General features: G+C 41.2%; 16 protein-coding genes and 6 tRNA genes. 15 read left to right on the forward strand and 7 right to left on the reverse strand.

From position 1 onward, the window contains the following. Nucleotides 1-8: 8 nt before the first annotated feature. Both FPL17_RS17905 and FPL17_RS17910 read right to left on the reverse strand, forming a co-directional pair. Nucleotides 9-1,724, reverse strand: coding sequence for a proline--tRNA ligase (locus FPL17_RS17905; RefSeq protein ID WP_159886593.1), 1,716 nt, complete (start codon nucleotides 1,722-1,724; stop codon nucleotides 9-11). A 197-nt stretch (nucleotides 1,725-1,921) separates the two neighbouring features. Then, the gene (locus FPL17_RS17910) at nucleotides 1,922-2,575 is read right to left on the reverse strand and encodes a hypothetical protein (protein ID WP_159886595.1); all 654 of its coding nucleotides are present in this window, start codon (nucleotides 2,573-2,575) and stop codon (nucleotides 1,922-1,924) included. A gap of 279 nt (nucleotides 2,576-2,854) precedes the next feature. On the opposite strand from FPL17_RS17910, the gene pilG reads away from it, so the two are divergent. The 6 genes from pilG to FPL17_RS17940 all read left to right on the forward strand — a co-directional run bounded on the left by pilG (nucleotide 2,855) and on the right by FPL17_RS17940 (nucleotide 12,049). Further along, complete coding sequence (pilG, locus tag FPL17_RS17915; protein ID WP_004652356.1) at nucleotides 2,855-3,238, forward strand: twitching motility response regulator PilG; 384 nt, start codon at nucleotides 2,855-2,857, stop codon at nucleotides 3,236-3,238. 20 nt (nucleotides 3,239-3,258) lie between these two features. Beyond that, nucleotides 3,259-3,621, forward strand: coding sequence for a response regulator (locus FPL17_RS17920; RefSeq protein WP_004652355.1), 363 nt, complete (start codon nucleotides 3,259-3,261; stop codon nucleotides 3,619-3,621). Nucleotides 3,622-3,661: 40 nt separating this feature from the next. Then, nucleotides 3,662-4,198 (forward strand): chemotaxis protein CheW, encoded by a 537-nt coding sequence (locus FPL17_RS17925; RefSeq protein WP_005150072.1) that lies wholly within the window; start codon nucleotides 3,662-3,664, stop codon nucleotides 4,196-4,198. A 46-nt stretch (nucleotides 4,199-4,244) separates the two neighbouring features. Beyond that, on the forward strand, nucleotides 4,245-6,329 hold the full coding sequence (locus FPL17_RS17930; protein WP_005192856.1) for a methyl-accepting chemotaxis protein: 2,085 nt from the start codon (nucleotides 4,245-4,247) through the stop codon (nucleotides 6,327-6,329). Between the two features lie 157 nt (nucleotides 6,330-6,486). Next, complete coding sequence (locus FPL17_RS17935) at nucleotides 6,487-11,580, forward strand: Hpt domain-containing protein (RefSeq protein ID WP_159886597.1); 5,094 nt, start codon at nucleotides 6,487-6,489, stop codon at nucleotides 11,578-11,580. A gap of 13 nt (nucleotides 11,581-11,593) precedes the next feature. After that, nucleotides 11,594-12,049 (forward strand): hypothetical protein, encoded by a 456-nt coding sequence (locus FPL17_RS17940; RefSeq protein ID WP_004802936.1) that lies wholly within the window; start codon nucleotides 11,594-11,596, stop codon nucleotides 12,047-12,049. A gap of 48 nt (nucleotides 12,050-12,097) precedes the next feature. On the opposite strand, the gene dapE is transcribed toward FPL17_RS17940, so the two are convergent. The 3 genes from dapE to FPL17_RS17955 form a co-directional block, all read right to left on the reverse strand. Further along, a complete protein-coding gene (dapE, locus tag FPL17_RS17945) occupies nucleotides 12,098-13,231 on the reverse strand; it encodes a succinyl-diaminopimelate desuccinylase (protein ID WP_159886599.1) in 1,134 nt (377 codons plus the stop codon). A gap of 123 nt (nucleotides 13,232-13,354) precedes the next feature. Then, nucleotides 13,355-13,498, reverse strand: coding sequence for an entericidin A/B family lipoprotein (locus tag FPL17_RS17950; RefSeq protein WP_016541456.1), 144 nt, complete (start codon nucleotides 13,496-13,498; stop codon nucleotides 13,355-13,357). Between the two features lie 121 nt (nucleotides 13,499-13,619). Continuing rightward, nucleotides 13,620-14,477 (reverse strand): DUF1853 family protein, encoded by an 858-nt coding sequence (locus FPL17_RS17955; RefSeq protein WP_159886601.1) that lies wholly within the window; start codon nucleotides 14,475-14,477, stop codon nucleotides 13,620-13,622. Between the two features lie 100 nt (nucleotides 14,478-14,577). Between FPL17_RS17955 and FPL17_RS17960 the strand changes: the two genes are divergently transcribed. The 9 genes from FPL17_RS17960 to FPL17_RS18000 all read left to right on the forward strand — a co-directional run bounded on the left by FPL17_RS17960 (nucleotide 14,578) and on the right by FPL17_RS18000 (nucleotide 17,301). Next, nucleotides 14,578-14,943: a YbaN family protein gene (locus FPL17_RS17960; RefSeq protein WP_005150086.1), complete on the forward strand. Its 366-nt coding sequence runs from the start codon at nucleotides 14,578-14,580 to the stop codon at nucleotides 14,941-14,943. A gap of 317 nt (nucleotides 14,944-15,260) precedes the next feature. Further along, nucleotides 15,261-15,770 (forward strand): cell wall-recycling L,D-carboxypeptidase ElsL, encoded by a 510-nt coding sequence (gene elsL / locus FPL17_RS17965; protein WP_005192842.1) that lies wholly within the window; start codon nucleotides 15,261-15,263, stop codon nucleotides 15,768-15,770. 163 nt (nucleotides 15,771-15,933) lie between these two features. Then, nucleotides 15,934-16,009 (forward strand) — tRNA-Val (locus FPL17_RS17970). Between the two features lie 23 nt (nucleotides 16,010-16,032). Beyond that, nucleotides 16,033-16,109, forward strand: a tRNA-Asp gene (locus tag FPL17_RS17975). 43 nt (nucleotides 16,110-16,152) lie between these two features. After that, a tRNA-Asp gene (locus FPL17_RS17980) sits at nucleotides 16,153-16,229 on the forward strand. A gap of 93 nt (nucleotides 16,230-16,322) precedes the next feature. Continuing rightward, nucleotides 16,323-16,398: transfer RNA gene (locus FPL17_RS17985), tRNA-Val, on the forward strand. Between the two features lie 40 nt (nucleotides 16,399-16,438). Beyond that, nucleotides 16,439-16,515, forward strand: a tRNA-Asp gene (locus tag FPL17_RS17990). A 139-nt stretch (nucleotides 16,516-16,654) separates the two neighbouring features. Continuing rightward, nucleotides 16,655-16,730: transfer RNA gene (locus FPL17_RS17995), tRNA-Val, on the forward strand. A gap of 88 nt (nucleotides 16,731-16,818) precedes the next feature. Then, nucleotides 16,819-17,301 carry a DUF2750 domain-containing protein gene (locus tag FPL17_RS18000; RefSeq protein ID WP_005192839.1) on the forward strand — a complete coding sequence of 161 codons (483 nt, stop codon included), beginning with the start codon at nucleotides 16,819-16,821 and terminating at the stop codon, nucleotides 17,299-17,301. Between the two features lie 20 nt (nucleotides 17,302-17,321). Here FPL17_RS18000 and FPL17_RS18005 read toward each other — a convergent pair whose 3' ends face one another. Together FPL17_RS18005 and FPL17_RS18010 are read right to left on the reverse strand one after the other, a co-directional pair. Further along, nucleotides 17,322-18,107 (reverse strand): YdcF family protein, encoded by a 786-nt coding sequence (locus FPL17_RS18005; RefSeq protein ID WP_159886603.1) that lies wholly within the window; start codon nucleotides 18,105-18,107, stop codon nucleotides 17,322-17,324. Between the two features lie 120 nt (nucleotides 18,108-18,227). Continuing rightward, nucleotides 18,228-20,765 carry a PepSY domain-containing protein gene (locus FPL17_RS18010; protein ID WP_159886605.1) on the reverse strand — a complete coding sequence of 846 codons (2,538 nt, stop codon included), beginning with the start codon at nucleotides 20,763-20,765 and terminating at the stop codon, nucleotides 18,228-18,230. Nucleotides 20,766-21,105 lie beyond the last annotated feature (340 nt).

The following is a 21,105-nucleotide window of genomic DNA, read 5'->3' on the forward strand; positions in this document are numbered from 1 at the left end:
AATTGAGATTAGCGAACAAGTTTTGCTAATAATTCTTCTTTATTGAGGTTAGTCGCTTCAGCATCACGACGGCCTTTATATTCAAAAGTACCTGCATCCAAGCCTTTCTCACCGATCACGATACGATGTGGAATACCCATCAATTCAAGATCAGAGAATTTCACGCCTGGACGTTCGTTACGGTCATCTAGTAATACATCATAGCCTTGTGCTTGTAATTCAGCATAGAGTGCTTCAGCTGCTTCAAACGTACGTGGTGATTTATGTGCATTCATTGGCACAATTGCAACTTCAAAAGGTGCAATCGCTTGTGGCCAAATAATACCTTTATCATCGAAGTTTTGTTCGATCGCAGCAGCGACAACACGTGTTACACCAATTCCGTAACAACCCATCGTTACGGTAAATGGTTTGCCATCTTCACCTAAGACTTTACAGCCCAAAGCTTCAGAATACTTTGTACCGAGTTGGAAAATATGACCAACTTCAATACCACGTCTAATTTGGATCGTACCTTTACCATCTGGAGAAGGGTCGCCTTCAACCACATTACGTAGGTCAAACACTTCCGTGAATTTCGCATCGCGGTCCCAGTTTACACCTGTTGCATGCTTGTCGACTTCATTTGCACCCGCCACAAAGTCAGACAATACCGATGCAGCACGATCTACAATCACAGTTAAGCCTTTTTCAAGCAGACCTTGTGGACCGCAGAAACCAGCTGTTAGGCCGTGTTGTTGCAATTGTTCTTCAGTTGCAAATGCCAAAGGTGCAGCAATCAATGGATGCTTTTCAGCTTTAATATCATTGAGTTCATGGTCGCCACGGAGGAACAATGCAACAACTGGTGTATTGCCTTTGTCGTCAGTTGGACCTTGTACCAGCAATGCTTTAACAGACTGTTTGGCATCGGCATTTAAGAACTGGCAAACATCAGCAATGGTTTTTTGGTTTGGTGTATCAACCAAGGTCAATGCTTGAGTTGCGGCAGCACGCTCACCGACTAAAAGCGCTTCTGCCATTTCAACGTTTGCGGCAAAGTCAGATTCTGTCGAGAAAGCGATGTCATCTTCACCACTTGACGCAAGTACGTGGAATTCATGCGATGCAGAACCACCAATTGAACCTGTATCTGCTTGTACTGGACGGAAATCCAAGCCTAAGCGTGTAAAGATACGGCTATAGGTGTCATACATGACATCATAGGTTTCTTGTAATGATGCTTGGTCAGCATGGAAAGAATAAGCATCTTTCATGATGAATTCACGCGAGCGCATTACACCAAAACGTGGACGAATTTCATCACGGAATTTGGTTTGAATTTGATAGAAATTCAATGGTAATTGCTTATAGCTTTTTAGCTCGTTACGCGCCAAGTCGGTAATGACTTCTTCGTGAGTCGGGCCTAGCACGAATGGGTTGTCATGGCGATCTTTAAAACGTAATAACTCTGGGCCGTATTGTTCAAAACGACCAGATTCTTCCCAAAGCGCAGCAGGTTGTGTAACCGGCATGAATACTTCTAATGCGCCTGAACGATTCATTTCTTCACGAACAATCGCATCCACTTTCTTTAAAACGCGCGTTCCCATGGGCAACCAAGAGTATAAGCCAGAAGCTAATTTACGAATCATCCCCGCACGTAACATGAGCTGGTGAGAAATCACTTCAGCATCATTTGGGGTTTCTCTTAACGTTGCAAATAAAAAGCGGCTTGCGCGCATGGAAACTGTCCTAAAGTTAAGTGTTATTTAAAAAGTGCTATAAAATGAGCAAAATAATGGGCTCAGTTTTGAGCAATTGGCATTATGACATGAATCATTCAATTTCGCGCAGTATAAAGTACCGCAATGGCTTTAAATATTGGAATTGTTTAAAGATTAATGTCGAGATGATCAGGGGATTATTGCATATTCAGGGTTTAGGTCGAGCCGAGAGCATTTAAACGATTGATAATATCGCTATATTCCACTTCGGTCTTATGATAGGCATTGCGTAAACTTTCAACGGTTTTTTTGACGTTTTCAATATTTTGAGCATTATTCTCAAGGTTGCTTTTAAGTTGTGCTGGTAGCATTTCACCTTTGCGGTGATATTCCATTTCTTGACGTTTAAAACCAATCTTATCTTTTTGCAATTGCTGCAATTGTTCCTGTTGATAATTCAGCTGTTTTTTTAGGTTTGCTAAAATCTGATCTCTTTTCGCTGCTGCAATTTGCGGGCTGCCATAGGCACGCTTTAGCTTCAAGTCCTGTTCTCGGCGACGAGCAATTGATTCGCGTTGAGAGGATTGTTGGGCATCGACGGCAGCGTTATATGGCCGGTTACGTTTGATTACTTGCATATTACGGTCAAGTGCTTCATAACCGTAGCGGATATGTTCTGGTGTGACTGAGGTGCTGACATTGGCAACTCGGTTTTTGTCATAATAACGATACCAAACCGCTTTAGACTGTTCAGTCGTTGCAAAAGATGAACTGCTCATAAATAGCAAAAGGAAAAAACAACAAATGTAAGTACGAGTAATCGTTGTAAAGTGACGAATGCGGAAACCGCACTTTAACGAACCAGTCATTACATTCCCCGTAAAAAAGTTAATTAAATCACTTATTTTTAAATAATAATCAGTTGTATATTAGTGCTAATTTATACATTTAAAAATAGTTATTCAGCAAAAAAAATAGGAATTTAATCAAAAGTGTGAACTGTTTAGGATTGTTTAGAGAAACTGATAGATTGGTTCAAAAAACTTCATTGATAATGCAAGTAAAGATATGTTAAAAATATCAACTAATCTGTATAAAACAAATTAAACCAACCATAATTTGTATTGAGTATTGGGGCAGGACAATAAATGGAAGATAAATTTCAAAATTTAAAGGTGATGGTGATTGACGATTCAAAAACGATTCGTCGTACAGCTGAGACCTTGTTGCAACGTGAAGGTTGTGAGGTCATTACTGCTGTTGATGGCTTTGAAGCATTATCAAAAATCGCAGAAGCCAATCCAGATATCGTTTTTGTAGACATCATGATGCCTCGTTTAGACGGTTATCAAACCTGTGCATTAATTAAAAATTCTCTAAATTATCAAAATATTCCAGTGATTATGTTATCAAGCAAAGACGGTTTGTTTGATCAGGCTAAAGGGCGTGTTGTGGGGTCGGATGAATATTTAACCAAGCCATTTAGTAAAGATGAGCTGTTAAATGCGATTCGCAACCACGTTAGCGCATAAAATTAAAGATTGAGGAAAAAATGGCTCGTATACTTATTGTAGATGATTCACCTACTGAAACATTTCGCTTTAGAGAAATTTTGACGAAGCACGGTTATGACGTTATAGAAGCGACCAATGGTGCTGATGGGGTGACCATGGCGCAGGCAGAACTTCCTGACCTCGTGCTAATGGATGTGGTAATGCCAGGGATGAATGGCTTTCAGGCGACACGCCAAATCAGTAAAGGTAAAGACACGCAGCATATTCCTGTTGTGATCGTAAGTACAAAAGATCAGGCTACAGACCGTGTATGGGGTAAGCGTCAGGGGGCTTGTGATTATTTGACTAAGCCGATTGATGAACAACAGCTGATTGATGTGATTAAACAATTATTAAGTTAATTTTTTGCTCAAGATGAGCCTTCTCAATACGGGATAGGGTATGGCAGCAAATGGATTTATCGAATTGCTTCGCTTATCCAAGCGGGGTAACAAGCAATATACTGCAACTCAAAACGAAGTCAGCCGTTGGTCTGGTATCGCATTTGAGATGTTGGGGCAATATTTTGTTGCGCCTTTAGGGGAAATTTCGGAGGTGATTTATCCTCCGAAATACACACCTGTACCAAATACCCAGGCGTGGGTACGTGGTTTGGCCAATATTCGCGGAAGACTACTTTCAGTTTCTGATTTAACACATTTTATCTCAGGACAACGAAGTCAGTTTTCCCCGACGCAAAAAGTGATTTGTATTAGCCATCAAGACCATTATGTGGGGTTGGTCGTTGATCAGGTATTGGGGATTCAACACTTTAATAAGAAGAGTTTTTTCTCCCAAAATAATGAGCTGGATAATAAATTGAAAGATTATTGCCAAGGTCATTTCCATCAACATAACCAACAATGGCATGTATTTTTATTGAGTCGTTTGTTAAACAATCCTCAGTACATGAATGCATCAATAAAATTTATAAACTAATTTAATACGCTACGGAAGATAAACGCGTATTTGGGGAGAAGCTGATATGGGCTTTAAACTTAAAAAAAAGAACGGCAATGGCGATAGTGCAGGGCTGAAAAAAGGCGGTGTGTTCTTAGATAATATTCGAGCACAACTTGACCAGTTTTCACGCTTATTCGGTGAAACTGAGAAATCAAAACCGATTATCTATCGTGCTTTAATTGCGTTGGCCCTTGCAGTCATCCTCTTAATTTACTTATTCGTTAGCGTACCGCGTTCGAATCAATTGACTCGTAGTTTGGGTGAGTTACGTTTGTTATCGCAAACGATTTCACGTCAAGCGACAGAAGCAACAGCATCTGGTACGCCAGAAGCAATGAAAAAACTGGTTGAGTCAGAAAAGCAATTTGCTGAAAACTTGGATACAGTTGAAAGTGTCTATGGTAAAGGCTCAGATGAATATAAAAAGGTGAGTGGGCTTTGGGACAATGTTTCAAAGAATATTGATCTGATTGCATCGCAACAAAAAGTCATTAACCAACTTTACGATACCAACATCTCGATCAGTGAAACGATTCCTGAAATTCAGGCGGAATATAACTTGATGGTCGACCAGATGGTTCGTGAAAACATGCCAAGTAGTCAGGTAATCATCACTAAAAACCAGGTGTTTATTGCAGAACGTATTTTACGTTCGATCAACTCAGTGTTGGTTGGTACAGACAATTCAAGCGTGTCCGCAAATGACTTCGGTGCCGATATTGATACTTTTGGTGTTTATCTGAATGCGCAATTAAATGGTAGTTCTGAGCTCGGCGTAGACCGTATTAGTTCTTCTGCTTTACGTGAGTCAGTCGATAGCATCAAATCTGATTATGATGCTGTATTGAAATCTGCGGCAGCAACCGTATTGCAAAACGCCAACCAGATTGTCCGCGTACGTCAGGCATCTTCGCAAATTTTCTCTCAGTCTGATGCACTTTTGACTTCACTGAATGATTTGTCGAATAAAGCAGAAGGCGGTTGGGGTAACGTAATCGCAGGTATCGTACTGATTGGTGCTTTAGGTTTACTTGTATTCTCTGCACTACAATTACTTGCACTACGTAGTAATACCGATAAAGAGCGTGTGACACGCTTACAAGATGAGTATGACCGTAACCAAAACGCGATTTTACGTTTACTGGATGAGATTGCCGACTTAGCGGACGGTGACTTGCGTTCATATGCAACGGTATCGGAAGACTTTACGGGTGCGATTGCCGACTCGATTAACTTTGCGATTGACCAGTTACGTGACCTTGTATCTCGAATTACCGATACCTCGCAAGAAGTCGCACGTTATACCCAAGATACGCAGAGTATTACTAACCAGTTAGCGGAAGCTTCTGAACATCAGGCACAAGAAATTGCAGGTGCATCAGCCGCGATGAACGAAATGGCATTGTCGATTGACCAAGTATCTGCCAACGCTTCTGAGTCTGCTGACGTAGCACAACGTTCGGTACAAATTGCAACCAATGGTGCGCAAGTGGTAAACCGTTCGATCGAAGGTATGGATCACATTCGTGAACAGATCCAAGAGACTTCAAAACGTATTAAACGTTTGGGTGAATCTTCGCAAGAGATTGGTAACATCGTCTCGCTGATTAACGATATTGCTGACCAAACGAACATCTTGGCATTAAATGCTGCAATTCAAGCATCGATGGCAGGTGAAGCAGGTCGTGGTTTCGCGGTGGTAGCGGATGAGGTACAACGTCTTGCAGAACGTTCTGCATCAGCAACCAAACAGATCGAGAGCTTGGTAAAAACCATTCAAACAGATACTAACGAAGCTGTAATTTCAATGGAACAAACCACGTCGGAAGTTGTACGTGGTGCGAACCTTGCAAAAGATGCTGGTATTGCACTGGATGAAATTCAGACTGTATCGGGTGACTTGGCAAAACTGATTGCAAGCATTTCGGATGCAGCAAAACTTCAGTCTGCTTCTGCCAGCCATATTGCAACCACGATGAATGTCGTGCAGGAAATTACTTCACAAACGACAACTGCAACGTTTGATACAGCGCGCTCAGTTTCTGAGCTGGCAAATATGGCTGAATCATTACGTGAATCAGTAACTGACTTTAAGTTACCTGATTAAACCGAATTGGAAAGGCAGATGGGGGTGTCTGTCTTTCCATTTATTTTAGAGATGTTGGATATCTCAACAAGGTGATGGCGAAATGGAACTACATCTTGTGTGATAGATATACGTAATTTTTACCCACGATTGGTGGATAAAAACGAAAGAAGCAGCTATGAAACAAATATTAAAAACGTTAGTTGAAACGATGACGCTTCCTGAAGACAGTTATCTTGAACAAGATGCAGAGATTCTTGAAATTTTTATTGAAGAATTAGATGAAATCTTTGTTGAGTTAGAACCATTATTAGTTCAATGGACGGAACAACCACATCAGCAAGATGTGCTTACAGATATTCGTCGCCATTTCCATACGCTGAAAGGCTCTGGAAGAATGGTGGGGGCGAAGTCGTCTGGTGAGTTGGCGTGGACGGTTGAAGATACTTTAAATCGTGTTATTGCGGGTACGATTACCTTAAATACCGATATCCAACGCTATATACAAGCCGTTTTCAATCTTTACCGTTTTAAACTGATTCATGATTTTAAAGCAGTTCAAAGTCATCTTATCGATTTCAGACCACTGGTATTATTGGGACAACAATTACAACAACAGCAAAGTCCTGAGCCAGCATTGGCCGAGTTATTTAAGCTTGCAACTGATTTAACACATGATGATGTCGTGACGGGTCTTGAATGGGCAGATGCAGAAACTGTTGAAGAAACTGTTTCTGACGTCCTTGCAGTCGAATCCCTTCCTGCTGAGACAACAGTTCATACCGATGATGAGGTTCTTGCGAAGGAAACTTTGGCCATCTTCTTGGAAGAAGCCGAAGAACATCTTGCTACAATTGATCAATTCTTGGTAAATGACCGTCCAAGTAATGATCACTATAATACGTTGATTCGAGCATTACATACTTTACGTGGTAGCTCTGCCATGGCGCATGTAGATCATGTGTTTGAAGCCAGCTCTAAAGTTGAAAATCTATTTAAAACATTATTACAAGAAGAGTTAGATTCAAGTTCAGATGAGACTGCATTACTCACGCATTATGCTCAATTTGTGCGTGATTATTTACATACATTGAAACAGCAAGGTTCACAGCAGAAATTTGATGAAACCTATGCAACCTTTAATGTGGCATGGGATAGCTATGATTTCCAACTCGAAGAAAAGAATGGAACCACTGTTCGACCACAAGGTTTAGTTTCTGAGCTGCTTGAACTCAATATTAATGATCTCTTAGACGTCGAGTTTGATTTTGAAAAGCGCGCACGTCATGAGTTCCCACAGTATATTCAGTTACTCAGCCAGCAAGCTGAGACCTTGTTGCAGCATACTCATCACCATGCAACTATTGGTATGTATCAATACACCAGTCAGTTGCGTTCTAGCTATCAAGATATTCTCTTTAAACCAAATCTACTTAATCTTGATTATGCATTTGAGCTTTATCACCAGGTCCATCAACAGTTTATCCAATTGTTTGATACTTTGGCCGCAGGACAGCGTGTTACCTTAAGCAAAGCACATGAACTGGTTTTAAATGAATTAAGTTCATTTACTCAACAAAATGTTGAGACTCTGGAAACACCTGTTGTTGAAGTGACTGAGGCCGTTGAAGAGGTAAATACAGTTGAACTCCAACAGGCAACTACGCCAGTTATTGCTAACACAGATTTAGCTGCTCAATTTGCTTTAGATAAGCAGCAGTTACAGTCAGATGAAGCGAATCGTGATTTTGATCCTGACTTACTGGATATCTTCCTTGAAGAAGCCGATGAGTTACTAGGTGGGATTGATACTGACCTGAATACATGGGCTGCGGACCATCAAAACGTCGATGCCTTAAAGAATTTGATGCGTTATTTGCACACCTTAAAAGGTGGCTCAAATATGATTCAAGCGCGTCATATTGGCTTAATTGCGCATGAATTAGAAACGATCTACGAGAAGTTGATCAATCAACAGATTCAGGCAACGCCACAATTGATTGCTACGATTCGTTCAGTACAAGATGATATTGCAGATCGTATTCAAACCATTCGTGATCAGCAGGTGGATTATCCATCGACACACACTTTAGTTGTGCTTTCCAATTTATCGAAAACAGCTGCTGTGGCAGATACAGTTGAAACTGAATCGGTACCAGCAACGCTACAAGATCAATCAGTTGTAATTGAAGATGTTGCTGAGTCATCCGATGCAATGATTACGGTTGCGCCAGCCCAAACTGAGTCTGTGTCAGCAACGATTGATGTCACCACATTCGCTGCTCAGTTGGCTCTGGATAAGCAACAGTTACAATCAACTGATGCAAACCGTGACTTTGATCCTGACCTATTGGATATCTTCTTAGAAGAAGCAGATGAGTTGATGGGGGGGATTGATGCAGATCTAAATACATGGACTGCCGATCACCAAAATATCAATGCTTTAAAGAACTTGATGCGTTATTTGCACACCTTAAAAGGTGGTTCAAATATGATTCAAGCGCGTCATATTGGTTTGATTGCGCATGAATTGGAAACAATTTATGAAAAACTGATCAACCAACAGATTCAGCCAACGCCACAACTGATTGCGATCATTCGTTTAGTTCAAGATGATATTGCCGATCGTATTCAAACCATTCGCGATCAGCAAACAGATTATCCATCAACGCATGTGGTACAACTACTGCAACAGGCCGATCAAGCAGTTGCTCCTGCAATGTTTGAAACAGCTGTTGAGGATACGCCTGTAGATGAAGTCAATGAACCTGAGCGTGTTGATACTCAGGCAGAAGTACTTGAACTTGTTGAGGCTGAAGCTGAAATTGACATACAGCCAACAGCACTTGAAGAGCAAGCCAGCAGTTTTGAAGTTGAAGAGGAAGTGCTGGAAGATACTTCAGCAGCTCAAACGGTTGAGACAGAGACCGCGTCAGCAGATGACGATGTTCGCTCTCTGGTTGAACAAACGTTCCTTGAAGAAGCGGAAGAGTTAATAGAGCAGGCACAAGGCTTATTAAAACAATGGTTTGATCAACGCGGTAACCGTAGTTTACTGTTGCAGTTACAGCGTAATGCCCACAGTCTCAAAGGTGGTGCACGTATGGCAGAAATGGATGCGATTGCCATTATTGCCTACCACTTAGAAAATGCATTCGAGCAATTTGGTGTACATCATTTCAATTCAAATGTGTATGACAACCTACTCAATACTGCATTTGCATGGCTTGAGGATGCAATCTCTAAACGCCAATATGCAAACTTTGATGGCTTAAAACAAAGTCTAGAGAAGATGGAGTTTGTAGACGTTTCTGCACAACTGCCACAGAAACTTTCTGCTAAAGATATCTTTACCCCTGATTATACAATGGAGTTTGTACAGGGCGATGGAACTGAGCCACCGTCAATGTTAGGCGAGTGGGAAACCACAGAACGCATTGAACAGAATAATGAAATGATCCGTGTTTCTGCTGACGTCATCGAGAAGATGATTGATTTGTCAGGGGAGAATGCGATCAACCGTTCACGTATCGAGATGGACTTAGGTCAGTTGGGCGGTACCTTGACGGAAATGGAACTGGCAATCAAACGTTTGGCGGATCAGTTACGCCGAATGGAAGGCGAGCTAGAAAGTCAGATTATTGCACGACATGGTGGTGAAAACTCACGTTATGCCGACTTTGACCCATTAGAAATGGACCAATATTCATCGTTGAATCAATTGTCCAAGTCTTTGGCCGAGTCTGCATCGGATTTGGTTGACTTTAAAACTACACTGTCTGAAAAGATTCGTGATACCGAAGGTTTGTTGTTACAGCAGTCACGTATTCAGGCTGAAATTCAAGAAAGCTTGATGCGTACTCGTCTGGTGCCATTCTCACGTCTATTGCCGCGTTTACAACGTATTGTGCGTCAAACAGCATCGACCTTAAACCGCCCAACAGAACTGGTGGTGAATAATACTGAAGGTGAATTAGACCGCAGTATTCTTGAACGTTTGGTTGCGCCGTTTGAACATATGTTACGTAACGCGATTGACCACGGGATTGAAGACCGTGAACAACGTCTACAGGCACAAAAGCCAGAGACTGGACATATTGTGTTGAACATTGGTCGTCAAGGCACAGATGTTGTCGTGACCTTTAGTGACGATGGTAAAGGGATTGATGTTAACCGTATTAAAGAAAAAGCATTACAGACTGGTTTAATGACCAAAGACCAAAAGCTTGATCAGGAAGAAATTCTACAATTTATCTTCCATCCAGGCTTTAGTACCGCGGCTCAAGTCACTCAAATTTCTGGACGTGGTGTAGGTCTGGATGTTGTACAAAGTGATATTAAAACCCTCGGTGGTCACGTCAGTGTCGATTCAACTTTAGGTAAAGGAACAACCTTTACCATTCGCGTACCAACTACCGTGGCGGTGAGCGATGCCTTGATGGTAAAAGCAGGCGATCAACAATTTGCTTTCCCATTGGCACAGATCGATCGTATTGTGCGTATTTCACCAATGGCATTAGAGCAGTACTTCGATAGTCAAGAAGACTACTTCAGTATTGACCAAGAACGCTATCGTTTACGTTATTTGTCGGAGTTTGTTGCTGGGCAACCAATTCCACGTTTGAGCGGTGTAGTTCACTCATTACCAGTGCTGCTGATTAAAGGGGCTCAAGGTCAAACCACAGCATTGCTGGTTGACCAGTTGATTGGTTCGCGAGGACAAATTGTTGTAAAACCTGTCGGTCAACAGTTCTCCAGTATTGGGGTAATTGCCGGTGCTACCATTCTCGGTGATGGTCAAGTCTGTTTGATTTTGGATGGTCAAAACATTGCGCGACAAGCACAGTCAACTGCGCGTAGTAAACAGGCAGATGAGACTTATACCAAGCAGCGTTATGATGAACGCCGCTTGATTATGATTGTCGATGACTCGGTGACGGTACGTAAGGTAACTTCACGTTTGTTAGAACGCCAAGGTTATGACGTTGTCACTGCGAAAGATGGTGTTGATGCAATAGAACAGCTTGAGACGATTAAGCCAGATCTGATGTTATTGGATATCGAGATGCCACGTATGGATGGTTTTGAAGTATCGAATTTGGTACGACATCATGAAATCCACCGTGACTTACCAATCATCATGATTACATCACGTACGGGTGAGAAGCATCGTGAACGTGCATTATCGCTCGGTGTAAACCAATATATGGGTAAACCATTCCAAGAAGAGGCACTTTTGGAAAATATTGAAAGCTTACTGGCTGTGCGCTAAGAGGTGAAAAATAATGGCTAAGAAAAGCGCAAATTCGACACTGGGGCAGATTGACCAGCAAGAATTACAACATTTAATCACGGTTTCTACGGGATTTATTGATGCATATATTATTCAATGCCATCAAAAAGTACCGATGCTATTACCGCAAAATATTGTGTTATCAGCAATGGATACCCAAACCAATGTTGATCATATCGAATGGCATGATCTAAAACTTCCAGTCTACGCTGTGAATGATCCTAAGCAAAAACAAGGGGTTGCATTGGTCATTGAAGGGGATGATGTTTCTGAGCGGTTTGCTTTGGTCTGCGATGAAATGCCTGAATCGATTCGTGTACGTATTTCAGAAATTGTGGATGAAGAGCGCGAAACCGATGACGACAAAGTCTTTAAATATGTAAAAATGGGGGAGCATGAATTCTATGTTCCCCATCTGCAAAATATACAAACCCAGCTCGGGTTGTAATAAAAAAGGAACTCATTTGAGTTCCTTTTTTATTGATCTCTTTTATTTTTAAGCAAGTAACTCGATTAAAATCTGTTCATAGATTTCAGCCAATGGTTCAAGCTCAGCCACATTGACATGCTCATTAATCTGATGGATGGTTGCATTTAATACACCGAGTTCAAGTACTTGTGCACCTGTAGGGGCAATAAAGCGACCATCTGAAGTTCCGCCACTGGTTGAAAGTACCGTATCAATGCCTGTGACATTTTTAATCGCTGTTTTTGCAGCATTCACCAACTCACCAACAGGCGTAAGGAAAGGCAAACCAGATAAAGTCCACTGAATATCATAATTCAGTTGATGCTTATCTAAGGTCTCAAGTACACGTTGTTTTAAGATGTCCGCAGTCACTTCGGTTGAATAACGGAAGTTAAAGGTTACTTTTAATGTCCCCGGAATGACGTTGGTTGCGCCAGTGCCTGCTTGGATATTTGAAATCTGGAATGAGGTTGCAGGAAAATATTCATTGCCGTTGTCCCAAACTGTTTCGCACAATTCATTGATGGCTTTAGAAGCAGAATGAATTGGGTTCTCAGCGAGATGTGGATAGGCAACATGACCTTGCTTGCCATGAACAGTCAGTACAGCATTTAGAGAGCCACGACGGCCATTCTTGACGATATCGCCCAGTTGATTTGTGCTTGATGGTTCGCCAACTAAGCACCACGTCATTTTTTCATTACGCGCTTCTAATGTTTCAATGACTTTAACTGTACCATTAATTGATGGACCTTCTTCATCTGAAGTAATTAGGAAGGCAATAGAACCTTTATGATTTGGATGTTTTGCAACAAAACGCTCAGAAGCAACCACCATCGCAGCCAATGCTGTTTTCATATCAGCAGAACCACGCCCATACAATTTACCATCACGAATACTTGGTAAAAATGGATCTGAATTCCATGCGTCTAAATGGCCAGTTGGTACAACATCGGTATGTCCTGCAAAGCAGAATACTGGATTTTCAGTACCGCGGCGTGCCCATAAATTATCAACATCTTCAAAACGCATGTTTTCGATATTAAAGCCAATCTTTGCTAAACGTTCTGCCATGATGTTTTGACAATCATGATCTACAGGCGTTACAGAAGGTTGACGAAGGAGTTGTAAACTAAGTTCAAGCGTATCGGAATGGTTCATGCGAGATGTAGCTAAATCTGGTGAAATGTGAACCGATATAATAGGGGAATATGCAGCAGAAAGGTATGGGAAAATAAACCTTATCTAGGTTTAGATAAGGTTTTGGTAAGTTGCTTTCAGGGATTACATTTTATCTTGTGTTTTCTCCGCAGTTTGTGTGACTTTATCACCTGCCTTAGACACATCTTTACCAATACCTTTGAATGTATTACAGCCAGTTAAAACAAAAGCAGTCATGATTGAAGCAACTAAGATTTTTTTCATCATCGTCTCCATTTCAATTTAATTATGATGTACTTAAGAGGCTAAAAAAGTTAACAGTAAATGACTATGTGGGTTTGATGGTAGATGTGTTATAAAATGTTAATTTGTAGAATAATAATTCACTTTATTTCATAAATAAAAGCGAAAGTTGGCGAAACATATAATAAGAATGTGTTGGCTGATCCTGATAATACAAACCATTGGTCCACCAGACAGCGGTTTGTGATGATGGCTCTGAATCAGGGCAGAGCCATTCATGACGTTGTAAGCGATAATAAGGCGTTTGTGGGATGTGGGTTCCCCATTGCCCTAAACGCCGTGATGCATTTATCCAAGACGGTAAACCTAAGCTGTTTTGTTGCTCGGGTAGATAGAGTTGACCTTTCATCACTGCAAACTTTCTTTGAATTTGATGGTGATTGGCTTCTGAAAACTGAAATTGACGTTCAGTAAAATGTTTTAACTTTCGGTGCAAGGTGTCTTCGCGGTTTAGGCCGTACCATTGTGCTAAATCTAATTCGTTTTCACCAAGGTAATATTTTAAAGCGACTTCCCAATGTTCAATTTCATTTGTTTGTGTATTGAGTACAACAAAATCGAGTTCACCTAAGGTCACTGCACCTGCAATTTTTTGAATACTATGTCCCAGCAGTTGGTAGGGATGATAGTTATCATCCAATAACCAGAACCAGAGTAAATTCTCAAAACGTAAACCGAGACGAGTACTTTTGAGTTGTGCCAGAAAATCAATCAGTGGCTGAGGCTGTTGATCCAGTTGCTTTAATCGCTGTTCATAGTTTTGATAATGAGTGAGCCAAATCGAATCGTGATGAAGCTCAAAATGATGTTTTACATTAAGCTCATTGGGAATCTGAGCCAATATATTAGGGCTGGCAATACAAAATGCTAAATGTCGTACGATTGGGTTATTAAACTGTAACCACGGTTCAAAATAGCTGGAAGTGGTAATCAGGTTAGGCATGAATTAACTCAATCATTGAAATAATAAGTGAAGTTTAAGAAAGAACGATAAAAACGCTTTATACTAGCACGGTTGTAAATCGGTGTTGGTTAATTGCTCAATGAAAACATTATTCTGGCGTAGTTTAGTCGTGATTTTTATTACGTTAGGAATTATTGGGGCGATTCTACCGGGGATGCCAACCACTGTCTTTCTGATTTTAGCAGCATGGGCTGCTTCAAAAGGCTGGCCTGAAATGGATGCATGGTTATTGAACCATCCGAAGTATGGACCGACCTTACGGAATTGGCGTGAGCATGGCACAGTTCCACGCAAGGCGAAATGGATCGCCAGTATTATGATGCTGATTAGCGGTATCTTAATGCTATTTACCAATGCGCCATTTTGGGTAAAAGTCTTTACCGATGTCACTATGTTTATCGTTGCAGTGTGGCTGTGGTTACGCCCCGAGCCTGAGCGAGGATAAGCAAAGCAACGCTTTGCCCGAAGCGCAAGACGAGCAGCTATGCTGCGAGTGGCGAGTTAAACAAAGCAACGCTTTGTCCGAGCGCAAGACGAGCAGCCATGCTGCGAGTGGCGAGTTAAGAAAAGAAATTCTTTGTTCTGAGAATCGATAAAACATTGCTTATCGCAGATCCAAAAGATCAGAACAAGATTAAATCACGCTACATCGTTTTGTTTTTATATTTAAAACTGACGAACAATTAAAACTACCTAAAAATACAAGAAAAAGATTACGGTCTATGTTGAAATAAAAGTGTTCTTTCATCTATCGAGATAAAAATGAGCTATACCCTAGATCAGGCAGATATCGTCATTGATTTAGCAAAACAAACCTTACATTTGCCAAAACATAATAAATTCTATGTGATCTCTTCAGGTAAAAATGGTATTGGCGAACAAGAGAATAGTGGCAAGACGCCAAGAGGTTGGCATCAGGTTGCACAAAAGATTGGTGGTGATGCGCCTAAAAATGCTGTCTTTATTGCACGCCAGCCCACGGGTGAAGTATATGACCAACAACTAGCGCAACAATTTCCACAACGAGATTGGATATTGTCACGAATCTTATGGTTGGATGGTTTAGAGGAAGGCTTTAACCATGGGGAAGGGCACGATACCTTTAAGCGTTATATCTATATCCATGGTACTCCTGATACAGAACCGATGGGCATTCCAATGTCACATGGTTGCATTCGTATGAAGAATGATGAAATTCTTGAACTGTTTGAACTCGTTTCTGAGCAAGCCGTGGTTTATATTTCTGAACAAGCCTTAGAAAATAATGCATGAAAATGCAAATAAGTGCTTAAATAAAATACGGAAATGTTGATTTTTTCAAAGAATTACTTATTTTTTAATCATTCGTGCGGTTTTTTAGGAAAACAGTGGCAAAAGCGTTTGACAGGCTGTAAAGATTCTCTATAATGCACCTCACAAACGATGAAGACGTTAAGGGCGCTTAGCTCAGTTGGTAGAGCGTCTGCCTTACAAGCAGAATGTCGGCGGTTCGATCCCGTCAGCGCCCACCAAGCCTTTACGTTAAAACTCAAGTGCAGCGGTAGTTCAGTTGGTTAGAATATCGGCCTGTCACGCCGAGGGTCGCGGGTTCGAGCCCCGTCCGCTGCGCCACTTAAGTTTTAATAATTGTTTGTCATGATTGCAAAATTATCGTGCAGCGGTAGTTCAGTTGGTTAGAATATCGGCCTGTCACGCCGAGGGTCGCGGGTTCGAGCCCCGTCCGCTGCGCCACTTAAATTTGCAAGAATGAAAACCTTGGGGTACAAGATGATAATTTTTATCTTGCGTCATAAAGATTGATAGTTAATCAGTTTTTATTCCTTAGGGCGCTTAGCTCAGTTGGTAGAGCGTCTGCCTTACAAGCAGAATGTCGGCGGTTCGATCCCGTCAGCGCCCACCATAATTTGTGACACTTACTTCTCATTATGAAGTAATACAGTGCAGCGGTAGTTCAGTTGGTTAGAATATCGGCCTGTCACGCCGAGGGTCGCGGGTTCGAGCCCCGTCCGCTGCGCCATTCTCTTGATATCAATTTAAGAGAATGTTAGTTTTAACAAGTATCTTTATACTTGATCTCTGATTCGAGATGCCATTAGAAAAATCAAAGATTTTTCTCTTGCGCTCAGACAAAGCTTCGCTTTGTTTATCCTCGCTCAGGGCGCTTAGCTCAGTTGGTAGAGCGTCTGCCTTACAAGCAGAATGTCGGCGGTTCGATCCCGTCAGCGCCCACCATATATCTCCTCAAATCTCATATCATTGTAATCCATACAAAGTTATTTTATGATTAGCATCAATAATGATTCTAATATTGAAGTACTTTATGAGAAACCCTTATCAACGCAAGGCTGCGTCGAAATCTCAAACTACACCTTCTGGTTCTTCACTCAAAGACGCTTACCGTCAGTTTATTCAAAATATTATTATGCAACGCCACGTGATTGCACTGTATCACGATGGTTGGGCCTTATGCTCAACGCCATCTGGACAGCATGCGCTATCAGTCTGGCAGAATAAAAGTCTAGCAAAATTACTGATTAAAGATAATTGGGCGCAGTATGAAATTCAAGAAGTGCCGTTACTGGCTTTTATTGAAAAGTTGATTCCATTTTTAAAAGAAAACAATACGATTTTATCTTTAGATTTAACCCCCGAGGGAAATAATCTCTTGGTTTCCCCTGATGCGTTATTGTTGGATATCAAGAATTTTCTGTACCAAGTTTATTTACAGCGCCCAGATGTTTTTGCTGAGTTAAAGCTACCTTTACCACGTGATATTCGTTTGCATAACTCAGCTTCATCCTAATTGAGAGGGTAATCTCTCAATCAATACTCATTTAAGATCCAGCCACTCGCATAGGCAAAGTATTCTCTTAACCATGCATTGTAACGTGTTGCCAAAGGTGTGGTTGCACCAAGCATGGTGATATTGCTGTAGCCTTGTTTCTTGGCAATCGCAGCAGCACGTAAGGTATGGAAGTCACTGGTTGCGATTGCAATTGGCTGCTGAATATTGATATGTTGTGCCTGCAATAAGGTTTGACTATTTTTGAGATTCAGCTCAGTGCTGGTGCTTTTATCTTCCAAAATGATTTGTGATGCAGGAATGCGATAGTGCTGTTGTACGTAACGTGACATCACCACGGCTTCGCTATCAGTTTCACCAAAATCAATACCACCTGTCATGACTAATTTTGCTTGAGGTTGAGCTAAAGCAACAGGTGCAGCACGATCTAAGCGTTTTGCGAGTGTTGCAGATGGTTGTCCTTTTTCCACGCCACTACCTAGTACGATAATCGCTTTAACCGCGGGGATATGTTGAGTTTTGGCATTATTATCTGAAAGATAATCAAAGAAATAGCCTAAGCTAACTAACCAAATCCAGAAGCAGAGCCAGCCGAAGCGCCAGATTGAATGCAAGCGGAAATGATAGAAAAAGAAACGTTCAATATGATAATAGAAATAAGCATAGAGACAGAAAAATAGTCCAAGTAGCAGCGGTAGTACTGTTCCGATATGAATCTTTTTAAAAGCGATCAGAATTGCGCCATCTAAGAACAGAACTGAACCGATAAGGGCTAAAATAATACGAACCCATGAACTTATTTGCATAATCTTAATTGTGTCGATTTGAACCGTGCTAAGTGTATGCAAAATTCAGAGAAAGGCAAATCCTCTTATTGTCGTATAAAAAAACGAGTGGCTAGCACTCGTTTTTTAGATAGAGAAGAATTAATAAACGTCTCGGCGATAACGACCAGTTTGTCTTAACTCATCCAGTTTTTCTTCGCTGAGAATATCCATCAATGCCTGATCGACACCAGAAGCCATGCCTTCAATGCTACCACAGACATAAATCACAGCACCTTGCTCAACCCATTTGATCAGTTCATCAGCATTGTTGCGTAATACGTCCTGAACATAGATACGCTGTTCTTGATCGCGAGAAAAGGCGAGGTCTAAACGTTGTAGTGTTCCCATGTTTAACCAGGCTTGAATGGTTTCCTGATAGAAGAAATCATGCTCACGTTGACGTTCACCAAAGATCAGCCAGTTGGCAGTGTAATTTTGTCGGTTACGTTGCTGTAACAAGCTCATGAGACCTGCGATACCAGTACCATTACCAATGCAGATAATAGGGCGGTTATCGTCAATTAAATGGAATGATTCATTGGTCCGAATACGCAGGGCAATAGTCTGCTTCAATTGCGCAAATTCGGTTAACCAGCCAGAACCAAGACCGAGTTGATCATTTGCATCGCGTTTTTGGCGAACCACCAGTCTTAGTACTTGTTGAGAAGGAATACTGGCAATCGAATATTCACGTGCGGGTAGGGTAGGCAACTGTTCCAGTAAATCTTCAAGTGTACTAAAAGGCTGGATTTCAACCCGCAGATTTCTATCCCACAGCGCTTGTTCAATATTTTGGTTCAATGATTTAACAATACTATGTGCTGGTGTTTGATATTTGATCAAGAAGTTCTGAATATCGGCCAAACTATTGGCAGGTTGAATTTCTGCAATATCACCCGCATGCCATGTCATGTCTGAAGCTGAGGTTAGCTCGATATTATAAGCTGCCTGCCCTAAGCTATCCGGATTAAGTAGGGTGCGTTCGCTTAGTGTCCATTGATCAAATACTTTTTCTAAATTCATGGCATGTAGCTCATGCTGGGTTACCGCAGACAAGCCCTGATTCCAACGCTGAATATCAGTGGCATTGGCATTATCCACTTCGATCAAGTCGAATAATGGTTGCGCATGACATTGCTTTAACCATGCATCTACTGCATAGCCGAAGCTGCAATAACTATCAGGGTATTCTTTTGAACCCAGTGCCAGTACAGCATATTGCATTTGGCTAAGATCAAGTTTTTGTTGCATCAGTTTCTTGCTGAAACTTGCAGCAAGATCAGGTGCCTCACCTGTACCATAGGTACTGACTACGAATAAAACCTGTGATGCTTGTAATAGATCTTGCTCAGTCAGTTGCTGAATTGGTTTAATCGTGGTTGGCTGTTGCGCTTCTTGCAAGCTTGTTGCTGTACGCCAAGCCAATTGTTCAGCCACACCCGTTTGCGTTGCATAAGTAATCAGCCAAGGCTTGGCATTTGGATCAATCGGCTGTGCGTTGAGTGACTGACGTGCCGCTTGAGTTAATTTCTTCTGTTTACGACGTTTTAGATACAGCATCCAACCAGTTACAAAGAACAGTGGCATTGCTAATGAAGCCAACATGGCAATAAATTGATAGGTTGAACCAAAGAAGCTACCGCGATGTACCGGCAGCATGCTGCTCATGATTTTTTCATTGAGCTTCTTGTCTTCATAGAGTTCAAATTTTTCGAATCTATTGTCTTGATAATTATAGACTGCTTGGTTACGTGCACGTTCATGTTGTGGAATAGCATCGACAAATGAAAGTTCAACCTTGGCATCATCACGTTTAGGAATATTTAAGGTCAGGCTGGAATATTCACGCCCAATCTGTGCATTTACCCCTTTCCATGTTTGCGTCAGGATGGTATTGACCTGCGTTTTTTCTAGCTCTGGTTGTTTATCTTTACCGCGGCCATTATTTTGTTGATTACGTTGTGGTTGTTCAACGCCCATAACTTTGAACATGCCAGCACGCCACCAGTCATATGACCAATATAAGCCTGTACATGCAAACAGTAGATAGAACACAACCACCCAAGTTCCCACCACTGCATGTAGATCCCAAATAAAATTACGACCTTTCAGTTTAGGTTTAATAAACAACCATTGTTTAAAGCTATGTTTCTTTGGAAAGCGTAGATAGATGCCACTCAATACAAAGAAAATCAGCATCAAGGTCGATGCCCCAGTAATCTGTGCGCCAAACTCACCAGCGGTTAAATTACGGTGTAAACGCTGAATAAATTGCAGTGTATCGCGACCTTTAACTTCCGGTAAGACTGCCGCTGTGTACGGGTTTACCATCATGTTATAACCACGACGCGCACCTTCTTTTTTAATATTGACGGTTGACGATGCGGTTGGATCGGCGGCGATGGTGATGCTATTAATTTCAATCTCGGGTTGTTGCTGATTGAAATGTTGATACAGCTCGGCAGGGGTGAGTTTTGGTGTTTGAGCAACCTCAACCACATAACTGTCTTGGTTGATCCATTTTAGAATCTGTGGTTCGTATGAGTAGATTGCACCCGTGACTCCCATTAAAGAGAGAATGAGTCCCGCGGTGATCCCTAAAAACCAGTGAATCTGGAAGAAAACTTTTTTAAACATGGTCAAAAAATGGAAAGATAATGAAATTCATGTAAAAAATTATAACCTAAGAATAAGTACATAATATGGATTTTGCAGGTAATATTGATTTTGATTATTATTTACCATTTAAGGACAAAATGTGCGCATGATTAATTGTAAAATTTAATAAAAACAAATGATTGATTAATTGGTGTGACCAAAGGGAGGTAAAATTAATTTAAATTTAAAATGATAATAATTATTATTCACCTAACGAGGTGATGATGCTTCTAAGACTTTCTCATCATTCAAAACAACAATTTTTTAGTTCTACCCCTGCAATTGATCTATAGCTTGATCACAGATTTGGTCACAAATA

It is taken from the genome of Acinetobacter dispersus, from assembly GCF_009884975.1.
In the GTDB taxonomy this organism is placed as follows: Bacteria; Pseudomonadota; Gammaproteobacteria; order Pseudomonadales; family Moraxellaceae; genus Acinetobacter; species Acinetobacter dispersus.